Source organism: Micromonospora sp. WMMC241, assembly GCF_027460165.1.
In the GTDB taxonomy this organism is placed as follows: domain Bacteria; phylum Actinomycetota; class Actinomycetes; order Mycobacteriales; family Micromonosporaceae; genus Micromonospora; species Micromonospora humi.
The window spans coordinates 6,456,983-6,476,116 of record NZ_JAPZBF010000001.1 but is presented as its reverse complement, the minus strand read 5'-3'; the positions used below and the strand labels follow the sequence as shown (position 1 = coordinate 6,476,116).

Below are 19,134 nucleotides of genomic sequence, written 5' to 3'. Positions count from 1 at the left end.
GTTGCCGGAGCTCGTCATCACCGTCGCCCGGTTCGGGTTCCTCATCCTGCTGTGGATCTTCGTCTTCACGGTGGTCGGCGTGATCCGCCGGGACCTCTTCGCGGGGGCCCGGTCGGGTCGGCTGGTGGCCGCGCCACGGGGGGTCGGCGCGTCGACCAGCCAGCCCCCGAGCGGCAAGCCGGCGAAGGTCAAGCGGGGTCGCGCCGCCCACCAGATGGTGGTCACCGCCGGTCAGTTGGCCGGCACGCGGATCACCCTCGGGGAGGCCCAGATCACCATCGGTCGGGCGGAGGACTCCACCCTGGTGATCACCGACGACTACGCCTCGGCCCGACACGCCCGGCTCGTTCCGCGCGACGGGCAGTGGTACGTGGAGGACCTCGGATCGACTAACGGCACCTACCTCGATCGCGCTAAGGTCACCGGACCAACCCCCGTCCCCCTCGGCGTGCCGATCCGGATCGGCCGCACTTCCCTCGAATTACGGCCATGACTCTGACCCTGCGCTACGCGGCCCACAGCGACCGCGGTCTGATCCGAGACGGCAACCAGGATTCCGTCTACGCCGGACCGCGGCTGCTCGCCGTTGCCGACGGCATGGGCGGCATGGCCGCCGGTGACGTCGCCAGCAACATCGTCATCGGTGCCATGGCGCCGCTCGACGAGGACGTCCCCGGTGACGCCCTGGTCGACGCGCTCCGATCCGCCGTCGGCACCGCCAACCAGCAGCTCCGCGACACCGTGGACGCCAACCCGCAGCTGGAGGGGATGGGCACCACGCTCACCGCGACCCTCTTCTCCGGCAGCAAGCTCGGCATGGTCCACATCGGTGACTCGCGGGCCTACCTCCTGCGCAACGGTGAGTTCGCGCAGATCACCAAGGACGACACCTACGTCCAGATGCTCGTCGACGAGGGTCGGATCAGCGCGGAGGAGGCGAGCAGCCACCCCCAGCGCTCGCTGCTCACCCGCGCGCTCGACGGCCGCGACGTCGACCCGGAGTACAGCGTCCGCCAGGTGCTGCCCGGCGACCGCTACCTGATCTGCTCCGACGGCCTCTCCGGCGTGGTCAGCGCGGACACCATCGGCGACACCATGCGGGAATACCCGGACCCGCAGCAGTGCGTGGAGCGGCTGGTGCAGCTCGCGCTGCGCGGCGGCGGCCCGGACAACATCACCGTGATCATCGCCGACGCGACCGACCAGGACATCGTCGAGGCGTCCCCGATCGTCGGCGGCGCCGCCGCCCGCGACCGGGGCATGGCCACGTCGGCCGACGACTCCACCCCGGCGGCCCGCGCCTCGGCGCTGTCCGCCCCGCGTCCGCCCGCTCCCGAGGAGCCGGCCGACAACCGCGACGACGAGCCCGACCAGCGTCGACGCCGGCCGCTGCGGACGGTGGCGATGGTGCTCGCGCTGGCGGTGATCGTCGGTGGCGGCATCTTCGGCGGCTGGACCTACACCCAGCGGCAGTACTACGTCGGCGCCACCGACGACGGTCAGCTCGCGGTCTTCCGCGGCGTGCCCGGCCAGGTCGCCGGGCTCGACCTGTCGGCCGTGCACGAGCGCAGCGGGTCCCGGCTCGACGACCTCACCCTGGCCGCCCAGGAGCGGGTGAAGCAGGGCATCCAGGCCAAGAGCGAACCGGACGCCGAGCGCCGGCTGGCCGAGCTGACCAGCGACGACCCGGCCAACCCGAACCTCAAGCCGCTCTGCCCGCCCGGCCCGACGCCCGGCACGCCCGGTCCCACCCCGGTGGCGACCGCCGGTGCGCTGAGCCCGGCGGCCACCGGCACGCCCGGGTCGCCGACCCCGGCGGCGGGCACGCCGACGCCCGCGCCGACGTTGACCATCACGCCCGACGCCGTACCCTCCGACACCGTTCCGCCGGCCGATCCCGCCGGTTGCCGGTCGCCGGAGTGAGCGCCGGCTCGATCCCGAGGACGCATCCGTGACCGCAGCCGCCGTACCGGCAGCCTCGCCCGCCTCGACGGGCGAGCAGTCCGGCGTACGCCTGGCCCGGTCCCGGCGTAACGCCGAGTTGTCCCTGCTCCTGCTGGCCATGGTGCTGGTGGCGGCATACTCGGCGATGATCGAGGCGAAGGCGCTCGACACGATCACCGGGGATTTCTGGATCCCCGCCGCCGCGCTGGGGCTGGTCTTCCTCGGCCTGCACCTGGTGATCCGGTGGCTGGCGCCGTTCGCCGACCCGGCGCTGCTGCCGGCGGTGGCACTGCTCAACGGCATCGGGGTCGGCTTCCTGCGTCGCTTCGACCTGGCCCAGGCCGCGCCGGCGGAGCGGGAGGACCTGGCCATCTTCGCCGGCACCGGTGGCCGCCAGCTGGCCTGGACGCTCGCCTCGGTGGTGCTCGCCGCCGCGCTGCTGGCGATCCTGCGCGACCACCGCACGCTCTCCCGCTACGCGTACACGCTGGGGCTGGCCGGCATCGTGCTGGTGATGATCCCGGCGATCCTGCCCGGCCGCTTCTCCGAGATCAACGGCGCCAAGCTCTGGATCATCGTGCCCGGGCTGGGGCAGATCCAGCCGGGTGAGTTCGCGAAGCTGGCCCTGCTCACGTTCTTCGCCTACTACCTGGTGCGCAAGCGTGAGGTGCTCTCGCTGGCCAGCCGGCGGGTGCTCGGGATCGACTTCCCGCGTGGGCGGGATCTCGGCCCGGTCCTGGTGGTCTGGCTGATCAGCCTCATGGTGCTGGTCTTCGAGAAGGACCTGGGCACGTCGCTGCTCTACTTCGGCATGTTCGTGGTGACGCTCTACATCGCCACCGAACGGGTCAGCTGGCTGCTCATCGGTCTGCTCCTGTTCTTCGGCGGCGCCTACCTGGCCTATGTGCTGGGCAGCACGGTGGGTGGACCGTTCGCCAACTTCTACGACCGGGCGCAGATCTGGCTCGACCCGTTCGCCGAGCCGTACGACCGGGGTTACCAGCTCGTCCAGGGTCTGCTGACGTTGGGCACCGGCGGCCTCTTCGGCGCCGGGCCGGGCGGCGGCCAGCCGACGCTGCTGCCCGAGGTGCAGACCGACTTCATCTTCGCCGGCATCGGTGAGGAGATCGGCCTGTTCGGCCTCTCCGCGCTGCTGGTGGTATATCTGCTGATCGTCGAGCGGGGCCTGCGCGCCGCGCTGGCGGTGCGGGACTCGTTCGGCAAGCTGCTCGCCGGCGGTCTGGCGTTCACCCTGGGCCTCCAGGTCTTCGTCATCGTCGGCGGCATCAGCAAGCTCATCCCGCTGACCGGCCAGACCACTCCGTTCCTCTCCGCCGGTGGCTCCTCGCTGATGGCGAACTGGCTGCTGATCGCGGTGCTGCTACGGGTCTCCGACGGTGCCCGCCAGCCGGTGACCGGCGGTCGCGGTCCGGCGGCCCGGCCCGCCGGGGGTCCGCCCGAGCAGTTGCACGGCGCCCCCACGGAGGTGATCCGACCGTGAACGCACCCCTGCGCCGCGTCGGTGTGGTCGTGATGATCCTGTTCGGGTTGCTCTTCGCGAACCTCAACTGGATCCAGGCCTACAAGGCCGACGAATACCGGACCAGCGACTACAACGGTCGGGTCCAGGTCGCCGAGTACGACCGCAAGCGCGGCAACATCGAGGTCGGCGGCACCGCGTACGCGTTGAGCAAGGAGACCGGCGGGGAGCTGAAGTACCTGCGCACCTACCCCGAGGGGGAGATGTACGCGCACGTGCTCGGCTGGAAGCCGGTCAACGGCAGCGCGAGCGGCATCGAGCGGGTGGAGAACGACTTCCTCGCCGGCACCAGCGACGCGCTCATCGCCAACCGCATCAAGGACATGTTCACCGGTGACGAGACCGGTGGCGGCAACGTGCTGCTGACGCTCTCCAAGCGGGCGCAGGAGGCGGCGTACAAGCAGCTCAACGACAACCAGGTCGGGGCGAAGAAGGGCGCGGCGATCGCGATCGACCCGCGTACCGGGGCGGTCCAGGCGCTGGTCTCGATGCCGAGCTTCGACCCGAACCCGCTGGCCAGCCACTCCAGCGCGGAGGCCGACCGGGCCTACAACGCGTTGGAGAAGGACAAGGACCGGCCGCTGGCCAACCGGGCGCTCGCCGAGGTGCTGCCGCCGGGCTCCACCTTCAAGATCGTCATGGCTGCCGCCGCACTGGAGAACGGCATCGGCCAGCAGACCCAGATCCCGGCCGGTGCGAGCTACACCCCGCCGACCTCGGGGGCGCCGATCCGGAACGCGGCGCCGTCGATCTGTCCCGAGTCGCAGGTGACCCTGCGGGAGGCGGTGACCGAGTCCTGCAACACCGGCTTCGCGCAGCTCGGGGTGCGACTCGGCGCGGACAAGGTGAAGGAGAAGGCCCGGCAGTTCGGCTTCGAGCAGGAGGACCTCACGGTCGGCCAGACCGGCGACGGTGGCCTGCCGGTGGCGGCCAGCCGCACCGGCGACATGCAGAACCCGGACGGCAGCACCGACCCGGCCGCGCTGGCGCAGTCGTCTATCGGGCAGAACAACGTGCGGATGACGCCGTTGCAGGGCGCGCTGATCGCCGCCGCGGTCGCCAACGGCGGCAGCCAGATGCGCCCGTACCTCGTCAAGCAGCTGCTCGGGCCGGACCGCACCACGGTCTACGACGCCGCCAAGCCGCGCGAGCTGCGCCGCCCGGTCAGCAGCCAGGTGTCGGCCGACCTGCGGTCGATGATGCAGAACGTGGTGAAGGAGGGCACCGGCCGCCGGGCCGACATCGACGGCTTCGTGGTCGGCGGCAAGACCGGCACCGCCCAGTCCGGCCCGGACACGCCGGATCACGGCTGGTTCATCGGCTTCGCCATGGACAAGGACGGCACCCCGCTCTCCGCCGTCTGTGTGGAGTTGGAGCAGGCCGGCAGCGGCGGCAGCGCCGAGGCGGCCCGGATCGCCGGCCGGATCATGGCGGCGGCCATCGCGGACTCCGGGAGGCGCTGACGTGCTCAGCCCGGGGGTGCAGCTCGGCAACCGCTACCGGCTCGACGAACGGATCGCCAGCGGCGGCATGGGCGACGTGTGGCGCGGCACCGACCAGGTGCTGGGCCGTACGGTCGCGGTCAAGAGCCTGCTGCCCGCGCTGCTCGACGAGCCGGGCTTCGCCGAGCGGTTCCGCGGTGAGGCCCGGACGATGGCCACCATCAACCACCCGGGTGTGGTCGACGTCTACGACTTCGGCAGTGACCAGCAGATCGCGTTCCTGGTGATGGAGTACGTGGAGGGCGACGCGCTCTCCGCCACTCTCGGCCGGGTCGGCCGGCTCACCCCGGCCCGCACCATGGCGCTGTTGGCCCAGGCCGCCGACGCGTTGCACGCGGCGCACGAGAAGGGCATCGTGCACCGCGACGTGAAGCCCGGCAACCTGCTGGTCCGGCCGAACGGCACGCTTGTGCTCACCGACTTCGGCATCGCCCGCTCGGAGCTGGTCGGCCAGCTCACCGCCGCCGGCTCGGTGCTCGGCACCGCCTCGTACATCTCTCCCGAGCAGGCCACCGGCGCGGTCGCCACCCCCGCCTCGGACGTCTACGCCCTCGGCGTGGTCGCCTACCAGTGCCTCGCCGGCCGGCGCCCCTTCGAGGGCGACAATCCCCTCGAGATCGCCATGAAGCACGTGCGGGACAATCCCCGGGCGCTGCCCGGCGACATCCCGCCGCAGGTGCGGGCCATCGTCGAACGGGCCATGGCGAAGGACCCGAAGGCCCGCTGGCCCAGCGCCGCGGCGTTGGCGAGCGTGGCCCGGCAGGCCAAGCTCGTCCTCTCCCAGCAGGCGCGCGGTGGCCGCCCGATCTCCGGCGTACCGGCCTCCCCGGCCGCACCCGCCGCGCGGGCGCAGGTGCCGACCGCGGCGCCCCGCCCGCAGCCGCCCCGACCGCCGGTGGCGCCGCCCCGACCGCCGGTGGCGCCGGCCCGCCCGCCGGTGGCGCCGCGCCCGACCATGGTCGCGCATCCCGCCCCGCAGGCCCGCCCACCGGTGGCGCCGCGCGGCGCGGCGCCGGTTCCGCAACCGCGCCCGCCGCACAACCCCCTGGGGTACGCTCGCCCGCCGGCCGCGCCACCGCCGGCACCGCCCCGCCGCTCGCGTTCCGGGCTCTGGACCACCGCGATCCTGGTGGCCGTGCTGGTCATCCTCTGCTCGGGTGTGATCTCGTTCTGGTACCGGAAGTACGTGGCCGACGCCGCGGGCGCACCCGGTTCCGCGAGTGTGAGCGTGACCTCCGGCGCGGTGCGGGCGTACGGGGGCGACTATCCGGTCCGCACGTCGTACCGTCGTGAGGTACGCCTCCAGCCGGCCGACGGCGGTATGACGACGAGCGAAGGACGAGAGACGCGATGACAGCGCAGGCCCGCCTGCTCGGTGGCAGGTACCAGGTCGGCGAGCTGCTGGGCTACGGCGGCATGGCGGAGGTGCACCGCGGTCGCGATCTCCGGCTCGGGCGGGACGTCGCGATCAAGATGCTCCGTGCCGACCTGGCCCGCGACGCCACCTTCCAGATGCGGTTCCGCCGGGAGGCGCAGAACGCCGCCTCGCTCAACCACCCGGCCATCGTCGCCGTCTACGACACCGGCGAGGAGACCGCGCCGACCGGCGAGACACTGCCGTTCATCGTGATGGAGTTCGTCAACGGGCGGACCCTGAAGGAGGTCCTCGGCGTCGAGGGGCGGCTCCAGCCGCGCCGGGCGCTGGAGATCTGCGCCGACATGTGCGCGGCGCTGGAGTTCAGCCACCGGCACGGCATCATCCACCGGGACATCAAGCCCGGCAACGTGATGCTCACCCAGACCGGCCAGGTCAAGGTGATGGACTTCGGCATCGCCCGGGCGCTGGCCAGCGGCGCCACCACGATGACGCAGACCAGCGCGGTCATCGGCACGGCGCAATATCTCTCCCCGGAGCAGGCGCGTGGCGAGGCGGTCGACGCCCGGTCCGACGTCTACGCGGCCGGGTGCGTGCTGTTCGAGCTGCTCTGCGGGCACCCGCCGTTCGTCGGGGACAGCCCGGTCAGCGTCGCCTACCAGCACGTGCGGGAGCAGCCGCCGACGCCGAGCACGATCAACCCGGACGTCAACGCCGCGGTCGACGCGATCGTGTTGAAGGCGCTCTCCAAGAACCCGCTCAACCGCTACCAGAGCGCCGGTGAGATGCGGGCGGACCTGCTCCGCGCCGCCGCCGGCCGGCCGGTGCTGGCCACCCCGGTGATGCCCACCGAGGAGACCATGCCGATGGCGGCCGCCGCGGGCGGCTACCAGGCGGCGCAGCAGACCCAGATGATGGGCCCGCAGACCCGGCAGCAGGCGCCGGCCCGGGTCGGTGACCCGCGTAAGCGCAAGAGTTCCTCCTGGGTCATCGCCACGTTCGCCGCGCTCGGCGTGCTCGCGGTGATCGCGTTGGGCACGGCGCTCTGGCTCAACCAGTCCGGGGCCGAGAAGGTCTCCGTGCCGCAGCTGGTGGACCGCACGCAGGCCGAGGCGCAGACCGCGCTCACCCAGGCCGGGCTGCGCTTCGTGGCCGGCGCTCCGGTCAAGAACGCCGAGTGCAAGAAGGGGACTGTCGTCGACCAGAACCCGCCGTTCGGCCAGCGGGTGGAGAAGAACACGCCGGTCACGATCCAGGTCTGCGCCGGCCCGGACGACGTCCAGATCCCGCCGAACCTGGTGGGCGGCACCTACGCCAGCGTGAAGGCGCAGCTGGAAAACCTCGGGCTCGACGTCGACCGCGAGGACGTCACCAGCAGCGCGGCGGCGGGGCAGGTGGTCGACGTGTCGCCCAAGGAGGGCAGCACGGTGGCCCCGAAGACGAAGGTGACTCTCAAGGTCTCCAAGGGTGACCTGACCGAGGTGCCGGACGTGCGCGGCTTCACCGAGGACCAGGCGAAGAAGCGGCTGAAGGAAGCCGGCTACGAGGTCCGGGTGGTCGAGGGCGAGCAGGTCGAACCGGCCCAGGCGGGCAAGGTGAGCGGCCAGAACCCGTCCGCCGGGAAGAAGCTGGCCAAGGGCGAGCGGGTGACCATCGAGGTCGACGTGCCGCTGCCGGAGGAGACGCCCAGCGAGACGCCGAGCGGCACCCCCACTGCGACGCCGACCACGCCCGGTGGCGGCGGTGGCGGCTTCCCGTTCCCGACCGTCCCGCCGGCGCGGAGCAACGGCTGACGGCCCTCGACGCAGACGCAGACGTGGCGGTCGCCCCCACCGGGGCGCCGCCACGTGGCGTTTCCGGGGTGGTCAGGCGGTGGCGAAGGCGGCCCGGCGGCGCGCGTCGACCTCGGCGGCCAGCTCCGGCGCACGCTCCAGCGCCGCCGGGAAACCACAGGTGGCGAGCCAGTTAGCCAGCATGAGATGGCCGCCCTCGGTCAGCACCGACTCGGGGTGGAACTGGACGCCCTCGATCGGCAGCGTCCGGTGCCGCATCGCCATCACCACCCCGGAGGCGGTCCGGCCGGTGACCTCCAGCTCGTCCGGGAGCGTCTCGGGGAGCACGGCGAGCGAGTGGTAGCGGGTGGCGGTGAACGGGTCGGGCAGGCCGGCCAGCACGCCGACGCCCTGGTGGCGTACCTCGGAGGTCTTGCCGTGCAGCAGCTCCGGCGCCCGGGTGACGGTGGCGCCGAACGCCTCGCCGATGGCCTGGTGGCCGAGGCAGACGCCGAAGAGGGGAAGCTTGCCGGCGTACTCGCGGATCACGTCCAGGCAGATGCCGGCCCGGTCCGGGCTGCCCGGACCGGGTGAGAGCAGCACACCCGCCGCACCGGTCCGGCCGACCTCCGCCACGTCGATCTCGTCGTTGCGGCGGACGTCGCAGTCCACGCCGAGCTGGCCGAGATATTGCACCAGGTTGAAGACGAACGAGTCGTAGTTGTCGATCACCAGGACGCGCATCGGGTCACCTGTTCGGGGTGGAGGGCGGGGCGTTGTTCGTCTCGGTGCTGTAGGGCAGTTCCTCGTCCTCGGCAGGCTGCCCGGTCGGGTCGGTGATGTCTCCGGAGCCGCCGCCCGGCTCACCGGCGGGCTGCTCGACCTGCACGTCGTCGAAGGGCAGCAGCGGCTCGGCCCACGGGAAGACCACGAGCCAGAGCAGGGCGACCGTGGCGGTGGCCAGCAGCACCGAACCGATCAGCTTGCCGGGCAGCCCCAGGGGCAGTTTCCGCCAGATCCACGAGTACACGGGTCAGCCCTCCAGCTCGGCCGGTCGGCCCGCCGACTTCGCCTGGGCGTGGTCGAAGCGGGCATGGATGATCAGCCGCTGGTAGTTGTCGAACTTGGGGTTGCAGGTGGTCAGTGTGAGCAGCTTCTCGGTGGCCCGGTTGCCGGGCTTGCCCGGCACCGGCGCGACCACCTCGACCTGGGACGGTTTGACGATGCGTTGCTGGTAGACCCGGTAGACGAGCCACTCGGTCTTGGTCTCGACCACGATCGTGTCGTCCGTCTGCAGTTCGTCCAGCCGCCAGAACGTGGACCGGATGCGGTGCCCGGCGACGGAGAAGTTGCCGACCTGGCCGGGCATGGCACTGTCCGGGTAGTGGCCCGGGGCGTACCGGATGTCGTCCGGGGAGACGCCTTCGACCACGACCCAGTGCTTGTCGAGCTTGGGGATGTAGAGGCCGGCGACCGGTTTCCCCTCGGCCGGCGGCTTCGGCTTGGTGCTCGGGCCGGTCGTCGGGCCGACCGTCGGGTCCGTCGCCCACTCCTGGGCGAGCTGGCCGTTCAGGTCGTTCTGGTGGGCGTCGACGATGACCGACTTGCCCCAGATCTCGTAGCCCGCGAAGAGGAGCACCACCAGACCGAACGTGATCAGCAGTTCCCCCGCGCCCCGGACGAGGCTGCGCACGCGGGAGCCGGTGGTGGGGCGGGTCAGCTCGGAGTAGACGCTCTTGTAGCCCTCACCGGTCTGCTCGGGCCGGAGCTGCACCACCCGCTCGCCGCGCCGTGGTCGCGGCGCCTCGGCGGGCGGCTCGGCGTCGTCGTCGCCGGTGTCGGGCCGTGGCGGCACCGCGCCCATCAGCCCGGTGGCGTCGAGCCGCGGATCGGCCGGCGGGCGCGTGACGGGGGGCAGCACCGCTGTCGCACCGGGGTCGGCCGGCGCGGGCACGTCCGGTCCGCGGCCGGTCGGGCCACCCGATCGGGGTACGCCGGCGTGTCGCTCGGCCGCGTCGGCACGCCGTCGGGAGCGTTCTGCCACCGGCGGGATGAAATGGGTCGGCCCGTCGCCCGGCGCGGCCGGTCGTACGCCGGCGCCGCGCGCGTCGCCTCCGCGGCCCGAGGGGGCCGCCCCGGGTCGACCCGGTGTCGCATCGGGACGGCGCGTTGTCGTCTCGGGCCGGTCCGGTCCGGCCAGGGGATGATCCGGCATTCCTCCGGGCCGGCCCGGTGTGTCGAGCGGGCGGCCCGGCCCGGCACCGGGACGGCCCGGGGCGGCCGGCGGGCGCTCCGGTGTGACGGGGGCGGGTGCGGCGCCGTGGTCCCGGCCGGAGCGGCGGTCGGACGGGCCGTCGTCGACCGGGCGGAAGTTCCCTCCCCGGTCGGGGGAGTCGAACCGTCGGCCGGCGGCAGCACCGGGCGGACCGGCGGACCGGCGGGGTTCGGTGGCGGGCGGCCCGGCGCCGAGTCGGTCCTGCGGTCCGGCGGCGAATCGCGCCTCCGGCCCGGCGGGCCCGGGTGGGCCGGCGGACGGTGGGGCGCCGGTCATGTTCCGGCTCTCCCCGGCCCGGCTTCCCGCAGCCCGGCGTTCCGGACCGGCGGACGGCCGATCGGGACGGCGCGACGGCTGGTCGGGGTGGCGCGACGGCTGGTCGGGGTGGCGCGACGGCTGGTCGGGACGGCGCGACGGCGGGTACGCCTCGGCGCGGGACGCGCCGCCCGGCGGGCGAGCCTGGTTGCCCGGCCAGGCGGGCGGCGGGACGGGCGGTCGGGCGGGACCGCGTCGGGCCGGGGCGGCGTGGTCCGGGCCGGCGTCCGGCCAGGGCAGGTCGAGCGGGGGCGGCGGCGCCGGGCGTTCACCCTGTGGGGGCGCCGGGCGCTCCACCTTCGGGAGGAACGCGGTCGGCTCCTCCGGTCGGGCCCGGCCGCGACGGTCACGCTCGCCGGGACCGTCGCCGTTCACCTGGGCACCGTCGCGGACTGCAGCGCGGTGGAATCCTCGAACGCCGGCACGGTGACGGTGGAGACCTGCTCGCTGTAGCCGAGCTGGTAGTGGTCGGCCACTTCCTTGAACACCCGGACTCCCTCAGAGGCGGCGAGCGCCCGCTGGAACTCGGCGGGATCGCCGATGGCCACGATCTTGAAAGGAGGGGAGTAAACCCGGCCGTGCAGCAGCAGGGTGTTACCGACGCAGCGTACCGCGCTGGTGCTGAGTACGCGGACGTTCATGATTGACATGGCCTCGGCGCCGCCGGCCCAGAGCGCGTTCACCACCGCCTGCACGTCGCCCTGGTGCACGACCAGGTCGTCGTTGCTGGCACCCTTGGGCAGCGGCTGGCCGGCCCCCCAGTCGGCGTCGTTCAGCTCGATCGTGATCCCGGTGCCGGTGAGCGCCGTGAACCCGGCGGCCTGCCGGATCGCGGCGGCCCGGTCCCGCTGCGTCTTCACCGGCCCGTCGGTGCCGGCCAGGGCCTCGGTCTGTTCCTCCACCTCGTCGCGCAGCCGGGCGGCCTTGGCCTCGCTGGCCGCCACCTGCTCGCGGCGGTCCTCGATCAACTGGGTGAGTTGGGGGCGCCGATCCTCGCGCAGCGAGGTGCCGCCGGCGGTGGTCGCGGTGGTGGTGAACAGGAGCCCGGCCGCGGCGGCGATCAGGGGCACGCCGATCGACCAGCCCGGGCGGCGCTGGCGCGCTCGCCGGGGCAGCAGGCCGGCCACCGCGCGGCGGAGAGCCTTCTGCCAGGAGGCGGCGCCGGACGTGTACTCCACCGGGCGTTCCCTTTCCTGTCGTCTCGGCCCGCACCGATGCGAACCACCCTGCTCGACCCGAAAAGTCCGCTCTTTTCGGTAACTCGGTGCACCGGCCCGACCCCATTCGTGGCCTGGACGGTCCTTCGGGACTACGCTAACTGTCGAACATTATTGGCCATGGACCGTCGCCCCCGCGCCCGGTTGTCAGGCCGGACGAGGTCGTACCCCCCTCTGGAGAGCGTCGTGCCCAAGTCTCAGGTCCGCAAGAAGAAGGTGTACACCCCGCCGACGGACGTGCGTCCGACGGCGACGGCGTCGACGCGCAAGCCTAGCCCGATCTGGCTGCCGGTCACGGCCGTCGCGCTGATCGTGGTCGGCATCGGCTGGCTGGTGCTCTACTACCTCTCCGAGCAGGCGTACCCGGTCGCCTCCTGGGGCTACTGGAACCTCGCGGTGGGCTTCGGCGCGATGGTCTCCTCGCTGATCCTGCTCTCCCGCTGGCGCTGACCGGGGCGGATTCCGCCCCGGTCCACGTCACGCCACGCCGCCCCTGCCCGGCGCACCGGCGCCGGTCCACCTAAGGTGTCCGCAGGGCGGCGTGGCCGATGCGAGAAGACTCACGTTACTGCTGAGTAACCTTCCGCGTAGGCTGCACTGACAAGCAGCAGACCGGGAGGCCAACTCGATGGGCAGCGTCCAGATCGTCACCACGATCCTCGCGGCCGCCATCACCGCCGTTGCGGTGTGGCTTGCGGTACGCGCGGTCATGAAGATGACGGCCGTCATCCGGCTCGGGCAGCCCGCGCCCGAGCGGTTCGCCGACAAGGGCGCCCGCACGACGAAGATGCTGGTGGAGACTGCCGGTCACACCCGCATGCTGAAGTGGAGCGTGGTCGGGGCCGCGCACTGGTTCGTGATGGTCGGCTTCATCGTGCTGTCGCTGCTGGTGCTCGAGGCGTACTTCGAGGTGGTCACGCCCGGCGGCGGGCTGCCGATCATCGGGCACTGGACGGTCTTCGGCCTGGCCACCGAGTGGATCGGCATCCTGGGCCTGGTCGGCATCGTGGTGCTGATGGCCATCCGGCTGCGCAACCGGCCGACCCGACCCGGCGGCCTGTCCCGGTTCACCGGGTCCACCATGTGGCAGGGCTACTTCGTCGAGTGGGTCGTGCTGCTGGTCCTGATCTTCGGGTTCATCATCCGCGGCTTCAAGGTCGCCACCGACCACTTCGAGTACCCGGTCTGGGCCACCCCGCTCAGTCACGCGGTCGGCTCGGTGCTGCCCGACTGGTCGGCCGGCGTCAGCGTGGCCGCCCTCATCAAGATCATGATTTCGATGACCTGGCTCATCGTGATCTCGCTGAACGTCACCATGGGCGTGGCCTGGCACCGCTTCCTGGCCTTCCCCAACATCTTCTTCAAGCGCGACCCGAAGAAGCCGGCCGGCTCCGGCCTGGGCCCGCTGCGCCCGATGACCAGCGAGGGCAAGCCGCTCGACTTCGAGGAGGCCGACCCCGAGAAGGACCAGTTCGGCGTCGCCCAGGTCGAGCAGTTCACCTGGAAGGGCCTGCTCGACTTCAGCACCTGCACCGAGTGCGGTCGCTGCCAGTCGCAGTGCCCGGCCTGGAACACCGGCAAGCCGCTGTCGCCGAAGCTGCTGGTGCTGAGCCTGCGCGACCACGCGTACGCGAAGGCGCCCTATCTGCTGGCCGGCGGCGGCAAGGACCTGACCGGTGAGGAGAAGGCCACCGAGGCGCAGCTCGCCCACATGGACGTGCTGGCCCTGGCCGAGGCGGAGCGGCCGCTGATCGGCACCGCCGAGGAGGGCGGCGTCATCGACCCGGACGTGCTCTGGTCCTGCACCACCTGCGGCGCCTGCGTCGAGCAGTGCCCGGTGGACATCGAGCACGTCGACCACATCGTCGACATGCGCCGCTACCAGGTGCTGATCGAGTCGAGCTTCCCCTCCGAGGCCGGCGTGATGCTGCGCAACCTGGAGAACAAGGGCAACCCGTGGGGTGCGCCGCAGAACACCCGCGAGGACTGGACCAAGGGCCTCGACTTCGAGGTGCCCAAGGTCGGCGAGGTCGAGGACTTCGAGTACCTGTTCTGGGTCGGCTGCGCCGGTGCCTTCGAGGACAAGGCCAAGAAGACCACCCGCGCCGTCGCCACGCTGCTCAACGAGGCCGGCGTCAGCTTCGCCATCCTCGGTGAGGGCGAGACCTGCTCCGGTGACCCGGCCCGCCGGATCGGCAACGAGTTCGTGTTCCAGATGCTCGCCCAGCAGAACGTCGAGACGTTGAACGAGGCGTTCGAGGGTCGGGAGAAGGCCAAGCGGAAGATCGTGGCCACCTGCCCGCACTGCTTCAACACCCTGGGCAACGAGTACGGCCAGCTCGGCGGCGAGTTCGAGGTCGTGCACCACACCCAGTTGCTGGCCCACCTGGTCAGCGCCGGCAAGCTCACCCCGGTGCAGCCGGTCGACGGCGGCGTGACCTACCACGACCCCTGCTACCTGGGCCGGCACAACCGCGTCTTCGCCGCCCCCCGTGAGGTGCTGGGCAGCGCCATCGGCGATGCCCGAGGTGGCGCAGCGGCCGATTCCGGCGCGGGCCGCGACAGCGGCCTCGTCGAGATGCCGCGCAACAGCGAGCGCTCCTTCTGCTGCGGTGCCGGCGGCGCCCGGATGTGGATGGAGGAGAAGATCGGCAAGCGGATCAACGTGGACCGGGTCGAGGAGGCCATCTCCACCGGCGCGAAGACCATCGCGGTCGGCTGCCCGTTCTGCTCGACGATGCTCAACGACGGCGTGAACGGCAAGGGCGCGGGCGAGGACGTCGAGGTGGTCGACGTGGCCAGCGTGCTGCTGCGCTCGGTCAAGCCGGACGCGCCGGCCGGCGAGAAGGAGACCGCGCCGGCGGCCGGCTGAGGCGTACCCCGGCGAGAGCCGGACCACGACGGCGGCGGCACCCGTGCGGTGCCGCCGCCGTCGTCTCAGCTGGCCGTGGTGACGCTGATGGCGGCGGTGGCGGTGGTCGCCACCATCACCGCCGCCTGCATCTCCTCGATCGCCTTCTTCACGGCGGCGGACGCCCAGTCGCCGGCGGCGATCTCGTTCAGCCGGGCCTTGACCCGCTCCTTCGGCAACTCGCGGAAGAGCTTGCGGTCCAGGCCGACGGCCCGGGTCAGGGTGAGCAGCGCGGCGGTCCGCGCGTCGACCGGCCCGTCGCCGACCAGCGCGTCCACCATCCGCCGTCGGGCCGCGGTCTCCACCGCCGGCTCCGCGCCGGTCGGCGAGGGATAGCGGGTACGCGGGAAGACCAGCAACACCCGGTCGGACTCCCGGCGCAGCACCCCGGCGCCGACCAGCCCGTCGAGCACCCGGTCCGGCAGGCCCTTCGCCAGCTTGCCGATCCAGTCCTTCGGCTTGCGTGGTCGCCCGGCCCCCACGGTGGCGAGCGCCTCGTCGAGCAGCGGCACGCCGGTCGGGGTGGGATCGGTCACCACCAGCCGCTTGTCCGCCACCTCCACCCGGCGGGCCAGGGCCAGCTCCAGCAGCACCGCCCCGGCGAGGCCGTAGTCGAGGTGCGGGCGGCCGAGCCGGTTGACGCCGCCGTCGTCGTACGCGAGCAGGACCAGTTCGTCGGTGATCAGCAGACCGTCCATGTCGCCACGCTACGGGTGGTCCGCCACCGGCGCGCGCGTGCCACAATCACGCCCATCGACGGCCTGCTGGTTCTGACGCTGTTGCCCCTGGTCGGCTTCGTGCTGCTGACCGCCGGCAACGCCTTCTTCGTCGCGGCCGAGTTCGCCCTGGTCACCGTGGACCGGGCGGAGATCGACAGGCGGGCCGGCGAGGGAGACGGCCGGGCCGCCACGGTCCGCCGGGCGCTGCGGGACCTCTCCTTCCAGCTCTCCGGCGCCCAGCTGGGCATCACCATCACCGCGCTGCTCACCGGCTATCTGGCCGAGCCCGCGCTGGCCCGGCTCGTGGCGCCGCTGCTGCGCCCGTTCGGCGCGGTGGACCGTTTCTCCGGGCTGCTCGCCCTGGCCCTGGCCACGCTCGTCTCGATGCTCTTCGGCGAGCTGGTGCCGAAGAACCTGGCGCTGGCCCGCCCGATGCCGGCCGCGCTGGCCACCGCCGCGCCGATGCGCGCCTTCTCCCGCACCTTCGGCTGGCTGATCCGGCTGCTCAACGACTCGGCCAACCGGTTGGTCCGCCGGCTCGGCGTGGAGCCGCAGGAGGAGCTGGCCAGCGCCCGTTCCCCGGAGGAGTTGGGGCTGCTGGCCGCGATCTCGGCGCGGGCCGGCGCGTTGCCGCCGGACACCGCGATGCTGCTGCGTCGCACCATCCGCTTCGGCGACAAGCGGGCCGCCGAGGCGATGACCCCGCGGGTCGACGTGATCGCGCTGCGCGCCACCGCCTCGGTCGCCGAGTTGCTGGACCTGTCCCGGCAGACCGGCCGGACCCGGTTCCCGGTCTACGAGGAGACGCTCGACCTGGTCACCGGCGTCGCCGGGGTGCCCGACGCGCTCGGCGTGCCGCTGGCCCGCCGTTCCGCCACCACCGTCGCCTCGGTCGCCCGGGAACCGGTGTACGTCCCGGAGAGCCTGGACCTGGACGGGGTGCTGGCGGCGCTCAAGGACGCCGGCGCGGACCTGGCCATCGTGGTCGACGAGTACGGCGGCACCGACGGCGTGGTGACAGTGGAGGACCTGGTCGAGGAGCTGGTCGGGGAGATCGCCGACGAGTTCGACCCGGCCGCGGTGGACGGTCTCGGTCCGGCGGAGCTGACCGTGCCCGGTGGCGAACGGACCGTCCTGGTCGACGGCGTGCTGCGCGCCGACGAGCTGGTCGAGCAGACCGGTTTCCGGCTGCCCGAGGGGCCGTACGAGACGCTGGGCGGCTTCCTGATGGCGCGGCTCGGCCACATCCCGGTCCCCGGTGAGACGGTCGACGAGGCCGGTTACGAGTTCACCGTGGTGGAGGTCGACCGGCACCGGATCGAGCAGGTCCGGGTGGTGCGCCCCGAGGAGCCCGACGACGGTGCCTGAACTGCTTGTCGCCCTGGTGCTGCTGCTCGGCAACGCCTTCTTCGTGGGCAGCGAGTTCGCGTTGATCGCGTCCCGCCGTACCGTGATCGAACCGCTCGCGGCGACGTCGAAGCGGGCCCGGTGGGCGCTCGCCGCGATGAACCAGATCCCGCTGATGATCGCCGGCGCGCAGCTCGGCATCACGGTCTGCTCGCTGGGTCTCGGCGCGATCGCCGAGCCGGCGCTGGCGCACCTGCTGGAGGTGCCGTTCGAGGCACTCGGCCTGCCGGCGTCGGCGGTGCATCCGGTGGCGTTCGTGATCGCGCTGGCCGTGGTGGTGTTCCTGCACACCGTGGTCGGCGAGATGGTGCCGAAGAACATCACGCTGGCCGGACCGGAGCCGTCGGCGCTGTGGCTCGGCCCCGCGATGCTCGCGTTCTGCCTGGCCACCAAGCCGCTGCTGCTGGCGATGAAGTGGTCGGCCCGGCAGGTGCTGCGGTGGTGGCGGGTGGAGGCGACGGACGCGGTGAAGACGGTGTTCACCGCCGAGGAGCTGGCCGGGCTGGTCTCGCAGGCGCGCACCGAGGGGCTGCTGGACGCCGAGGAGCACGCCCGGATCACCGGCGCGCTGGCGCTGCACACCCGGACCGCCGCCGACGCCCTGCAACCGTGGTCCACGGTGACCACCGTGGCCGAGGACGTCTCACCGGCCTCGCTGGAGGTGCTGGCGACCCGCACCGGCCGGTCCCGCTTCCCGGTGGTGCAGCGGTCCACCCGGCGGGTGCTCGGCTTCGTGCACGTCAAGGACGTGCTCGGGTACGCCGGCGCGAGCCGGCGGGGCCCGGTGCCGGCGGAGGTCTACCGGCCGCTGGCCGTGGTGCCGCCGGACCGTACGCTGGCCGACCTGCTGCTGGCGATGCGCCGCGAGCGCCGGCACATGGTGCTGGTCAGCGACGGTCGCCGGCCCCTCGGCGTGGTGACCCTCGACGACGTATTGACGGCCATCGTCGGCAAGTGAATGAATACCCTTGGTGTGCAACTGATTGCGGACACGTGATTGAACAACGGGCCGCCTTGATTCCACCCGGGTGCCTTCCCTAATGTGATGCACCGACCGTTGTGGGTCGTCCGCCTCGATCTTCCCTCTCGCGAGGCGCCCGCCGGTCGGTTGCAAAGGAGTCCGTGCCGGTGGCAACCATGCCCCCTGAACGTCACGCCCCGAGCGCTCCACCCGGCCGGCCGGCCGGGTTCCACCGGGTGGTACGCCGTCTGGTCACCCTGGTCGCGGCCGTAGCGGTCGGCGCCGGGATGCTGGCCGCCCCCGCGCACGCGGCGCCCTCGGTGGACGAGATCGACGCGCAGATCGACAAGCAGTGGGAGAAGCTCGAACCCACGATCGAGCAGTTCAACAAGGTCCGCGCCCAGCTCAAGGTCAACAACAAGAAGTCCAAGGACCTCCAGAACAAGATGGTCCCGCTGGAGCTGGCCTCGACGCTGGCCATGAACAAGGTCGGCGACATCGCCGCCCGCTACTACATGCGGGGCCCGTCGCAGGAGATGGGCGCGCTGCTGGTGAGCACCAAGCCGGGCACGCTCGCCGAGCAGCTGGTCATGCTGGACCGGCTCGCCGACGACCAGCGTCGGCAGATCGCCGGCGTGCTCGCGACCCGCGACAAGTACAACCGGGAGAAGCAGAAGCTCGACGCGTTGATCGCGACCGAGGAGAAGCAGCAGGCCCAGCTGGCCTCGCAGAAGAAGCAGATCGACTCGGAGATCAAGCGGCTGACCGCGATGCTGCCGGTGAGCTCGATCCGGCCGGCCGGCTGCCCGAAGATCGACGGCGTGGTGAGCAGCGCCGCGCGTACCGCCATCAAGACGGCGTGCGCCCAGGTCGGTGACCCGTACGTGTGGGGCGCGACCGGGCCGAACTCGTTCGACTGCTCCGGCCTGACGCAGTACGCCTACAAGGCGGCGGGCATCTCGCTTACCCACTTCACCGGCGCCCAGTGGAACGAGGGCCGGAGGGTCAAGCAGTCCGAGGCCAGACCGGGTGACCTGGTCTTCTTCGGCAGCGACCTGCACCACGTCGGGCTCTATCTCGGCAACGGGGTGATGGTGCACGCGCCCCGGACGGGCAAACCGGTCCAGGTGTCGAGCATCAGCACACAGCCGCTCGCCGGTTTCATCCGGGTCGCCTGACCCGCACCGAACCGCTCG

General features: G+C 72.3%; 15 protein-coding genes and 1 pseudogene. 11 read left to right on the top strand and 5 right to left on the bottom strand.

What is annotated here, in order from left to right; all coding sequences use genetic code 11:
- Nucleotide 1 precedes the first annotated feature (1 nt).
- Genes O7598_RS29530 through pknB form a run of 6 tightly spaced genes read left to right on the top strand, consistent with a single transcriptional unit; the run spans nucleotide 2 to nucleotide 8,154 of the window.
- Entirely contained in the window at nucleotides 2-493 is a 492-nt protein-coding gene (locus tag O7598_RS29530) for an FHA domain-containing protein FhaB/FipA (protein WP_091062019.1), read from the top strand.
- Nucleotides 490-1,923: a PP2C family protein-serine/threonine phosphatase gene (locus O7598_RS29525; protein WP_269694452.1), complete on the top strand. Its 1,434-nt coding sequence runs from the start codon at nucleotides 490-492 to the stop codon at nucleotides 1,921-1,923. Before O7598_RS29530 ends, O7598_RS29525 begins: the two co-directional genes overlap by 4 nt.
- A 28-nt stretch (nucleotides 1,924-1,951) precedes the next feature.
- Nucleotides 1,952-3,445 (top strand): FtsW/RodA/SpoVE family cell cycle protein, encoded by a 1,494-nt coding sequence (locus O7598_RS29520; RefSeq protein WP_269694451.1) that lies wholly within the window; start codon nucleotides 1,952-1,954, stop codon nucleotides 3,443-3,445.
- Nucleotides 3,442-4,947, top strand: coding sequence for a peptidoglycan D,D-transpeptidase FtsI family protein (locus tag O7598_RS29515; protein WP_269694450.1), 1,506 nt, complete (start codon nucleotides 3,442-3,444; stop codon nucleotides 4,945-4,947). The genes O7598_RS29520 and O7598_RS29515 overlap by 4 nt, the downstream gene beginning before the upstream one ends.
- Nucleotide 4,948: 1 nt before the next feature.
- Nucleotides 4,949-6,340 (top strand): serine/threonine-protein kinase, encoded by a 1,392-nt coding sequence (locus tag O7598_RS29510; protein ID WP_269694449.1) that lies wholly within the window; start codon nucleotides 4,949-4,951, stop codon nucleotides 6,338-6,340.
- A complete protein-coding gene (gene pknB, locus O7598_RS29505; RefSeq protein WP_269694448.1) occupies nucleotides 6,337-8,154 on the top strand; it encodes a Stk1 family PASTA domain-containing Ser/Thr kinase in 1,818 nt (605 codons plus the stop codon). The genes O7598_RS29510 and pknB overlap by 4 nt, the downstream gene beginning before the upstream one ends.
- A gap of 72 nt (nucleotides 8,155-8,226) precedes the next feature.
- Here the strand turns inward: pknB and O7598_RS29500 are convergent, their stop codons facing one another.
- The 4 genes and pseudogenes from O7598_RS29500 to O7598_RS29485 all read right to left on the bottom strand — a co-directional run bounded on the left by O7598_RS29500 (nucleotide 8,227) and on the right by O7598_RS29485 (nucleotide 11,901).
- Entirely contained in the window at nucleotides 8,227-8,877 is a 651-nt protein-coding gene (locus tag O7598_RS29500; protein WP_269694447.1) for an aminodeoxychorismate/anthranilate synthase component II, read from the bottom strand.
- A 4-nt stretch (nucleotides 8,878-8,881) separates the two neighbouring features.
- Nucleotides 8,882-9,163 (bottom strand): hypothetical protein, encoded by a 282-nt coding sequence (locus tag O7598_RS29495; RefSeq protein ID WP_269694446.1) that lies wholly within the window; start codon nucleotides 9,161-9,163, stop codon nucleotides 8,882-8,884.
- Nucleotides 9,164-9,166: 3 nt separating this feature from the next.
- Nucleotides 9,167-10,222, bottom strand: a pseudogene (locus O7598_RS29490) (class E sortase); the annotation flags it as partial.
- Between the two features lie 872 nt (nucleotides 10,223-11,094).
- The gene (locus O7598_RS29485; RefSeq protein WP_269694444.1) at nucleotides 11,095-11,901 is read right to left on the bottom strand and encodes a DUF881 domain-containing protein; all 807 of its coding nucleotides are present in this window, start codon (nucleotides 11,899-11,901) and stop codon (nucleotides 11,095-11,097) included.
- Nucleotides 11,902-12,126: 225 nt separating this feature from the next.
- Between O7598_RS29485 and O7598_RS29480 the strand changes: the two genes are divergently transcribed.
- Both O7598_RS29480 and O7598_RS29475 read left to right on the top strand, forming a co-directional pair.
- Nucleotides 12,127-12,390 (top strand): cell division protein CrgA, encoded by a 264-nt coding sequence (locus O7598_RS29480; RefSeq protein WP_181571065.1) that lies wholly within the window; start codon nucleotides 12,127-12,129, stop codon nucleotides 12,388-12,390.
- 178 nt (nucleotides 12,391-12,568) lie between these two features.
- A complete protein-coding gene (locus tag O7598_RS29475) occupies nucleotides 12,569-14,812 on the top strand; it encodes a (Fe-S)-binding protein (protein ID WP_269694443.1) in 2,244 nt (747 codons plus the stop codon).
- 65 nt (nucleotides 14,813-14,877) lie between these two features.
- On the opposite strand, the gene O7598_RS29470 is transcribed toward O7598_RS29475, so the two are convergent.
- Nucleotides 14,878-15,549 carry a GOLPH3/VPS74 family protein gene (locus O7598_RS29470; RefSeq protein ID WP_269694442.1) on the bottom strand — a complete coding sequence of 224 codons (672 nt, stop codon included), beginning with the start codon at nucleotides 15,547-15,549 and terminating at the stop codon, nucleotides 14,878-14,880.
- Between the two features lie 81 nt (nucleotides 15,550-15,630).
- Here O7598_RS29470 and O7598_RS29465 point away from each other — a divergent pair, with 81 nt between their 5' ends.
- From O7598_RS29465 to O7598_RS29455, 3 genes are all read left to right on the top strand, one after another.
- The gene (locus O7598_RS29465) at nucleotides 15,631-16,938 is read left to right on the top strand and encodes a hemolysin family protein (RefSeq protein ID WP_269695026.1); all 1,308 of its coding nucleotides are present in this window, start codon (nucleotides 15,631-15,633) and stop codon (nucleotides 16,936-16,938) included.
- Nucleotides 16,931-17,935 carry a hemolysin family protein gene (locus O7598_RS29460; protein WP_269694441.1) on the top strand — a complete coding sequence of 335 codons (1,005 nt, stop codon included), beginning with the start codon at nucleotides 16,931-16,933 and terminating at the stop codon, nucleotides 17,933-17,935. Before O7598_RS29465 ends, O7598_RS29460 begins: the two co-directional genes overlap by 8 nt.
- 179 nt (nucleotides 17,936-18,114) lie before the next feature.
- Nucleotides 18,115-19,116, top strand: a complete 1,002-nt coding sequence (locus O7598_RS29455) for a C40 family peptidase (protein WP_442929904.1) — start codon at nucleotides 18,115-18,117, stop codon at nucleotides 19,114-19,116.
- Nucleotides 19,117-19,134 lie beyond the last annotated feature (18 nt).

Bases quoted from the DNA above. Each gene is read 5' to 3' on its own strand.
- pknB (WP_269694448.1), top strand. From the start codon at position 6,337: ATGACAGCGCAGGCCCGCCTGCTCGGTGGCAGGTACCAGGTCGGCGAG.
- O7598_RS29455 (WP_442929904.1), top strand. From the start codon at position 18,115: ATGCCCCCTGAACGTCACGCCCCGAGCGCTCCACCCGGCCGGCCGGCC.
- O7598_RS29525 (WP_269694452.1), top strand. From the start codon at position 490: ATGACTCTGACCCTGCGCTACGCGGCCCACAGCGACCGCGGTCTGATC.
- O7598_RS29500 (WP_269694447.1), bottom strand. From the start codon at position 8,877: ATGCGCGTCCTGGTGATCGACAACTACGACTCGTTCGTCTTCAACCTG.
- O7598_RS29475 (WP_269694443.1), top strand. From the start codon at position 12,569: ATGGGCAGCGTCCAGATCGTCACCACGATCCTCGCGGCCGCCATCACC.
- O7598_RS29470 (WP_269694442.1), bottom strand. From the start codon at position 15,549: ATGGACGGTCTGCTGATCACCGACGAACTGGTCCTGCTCGCGTACGAC.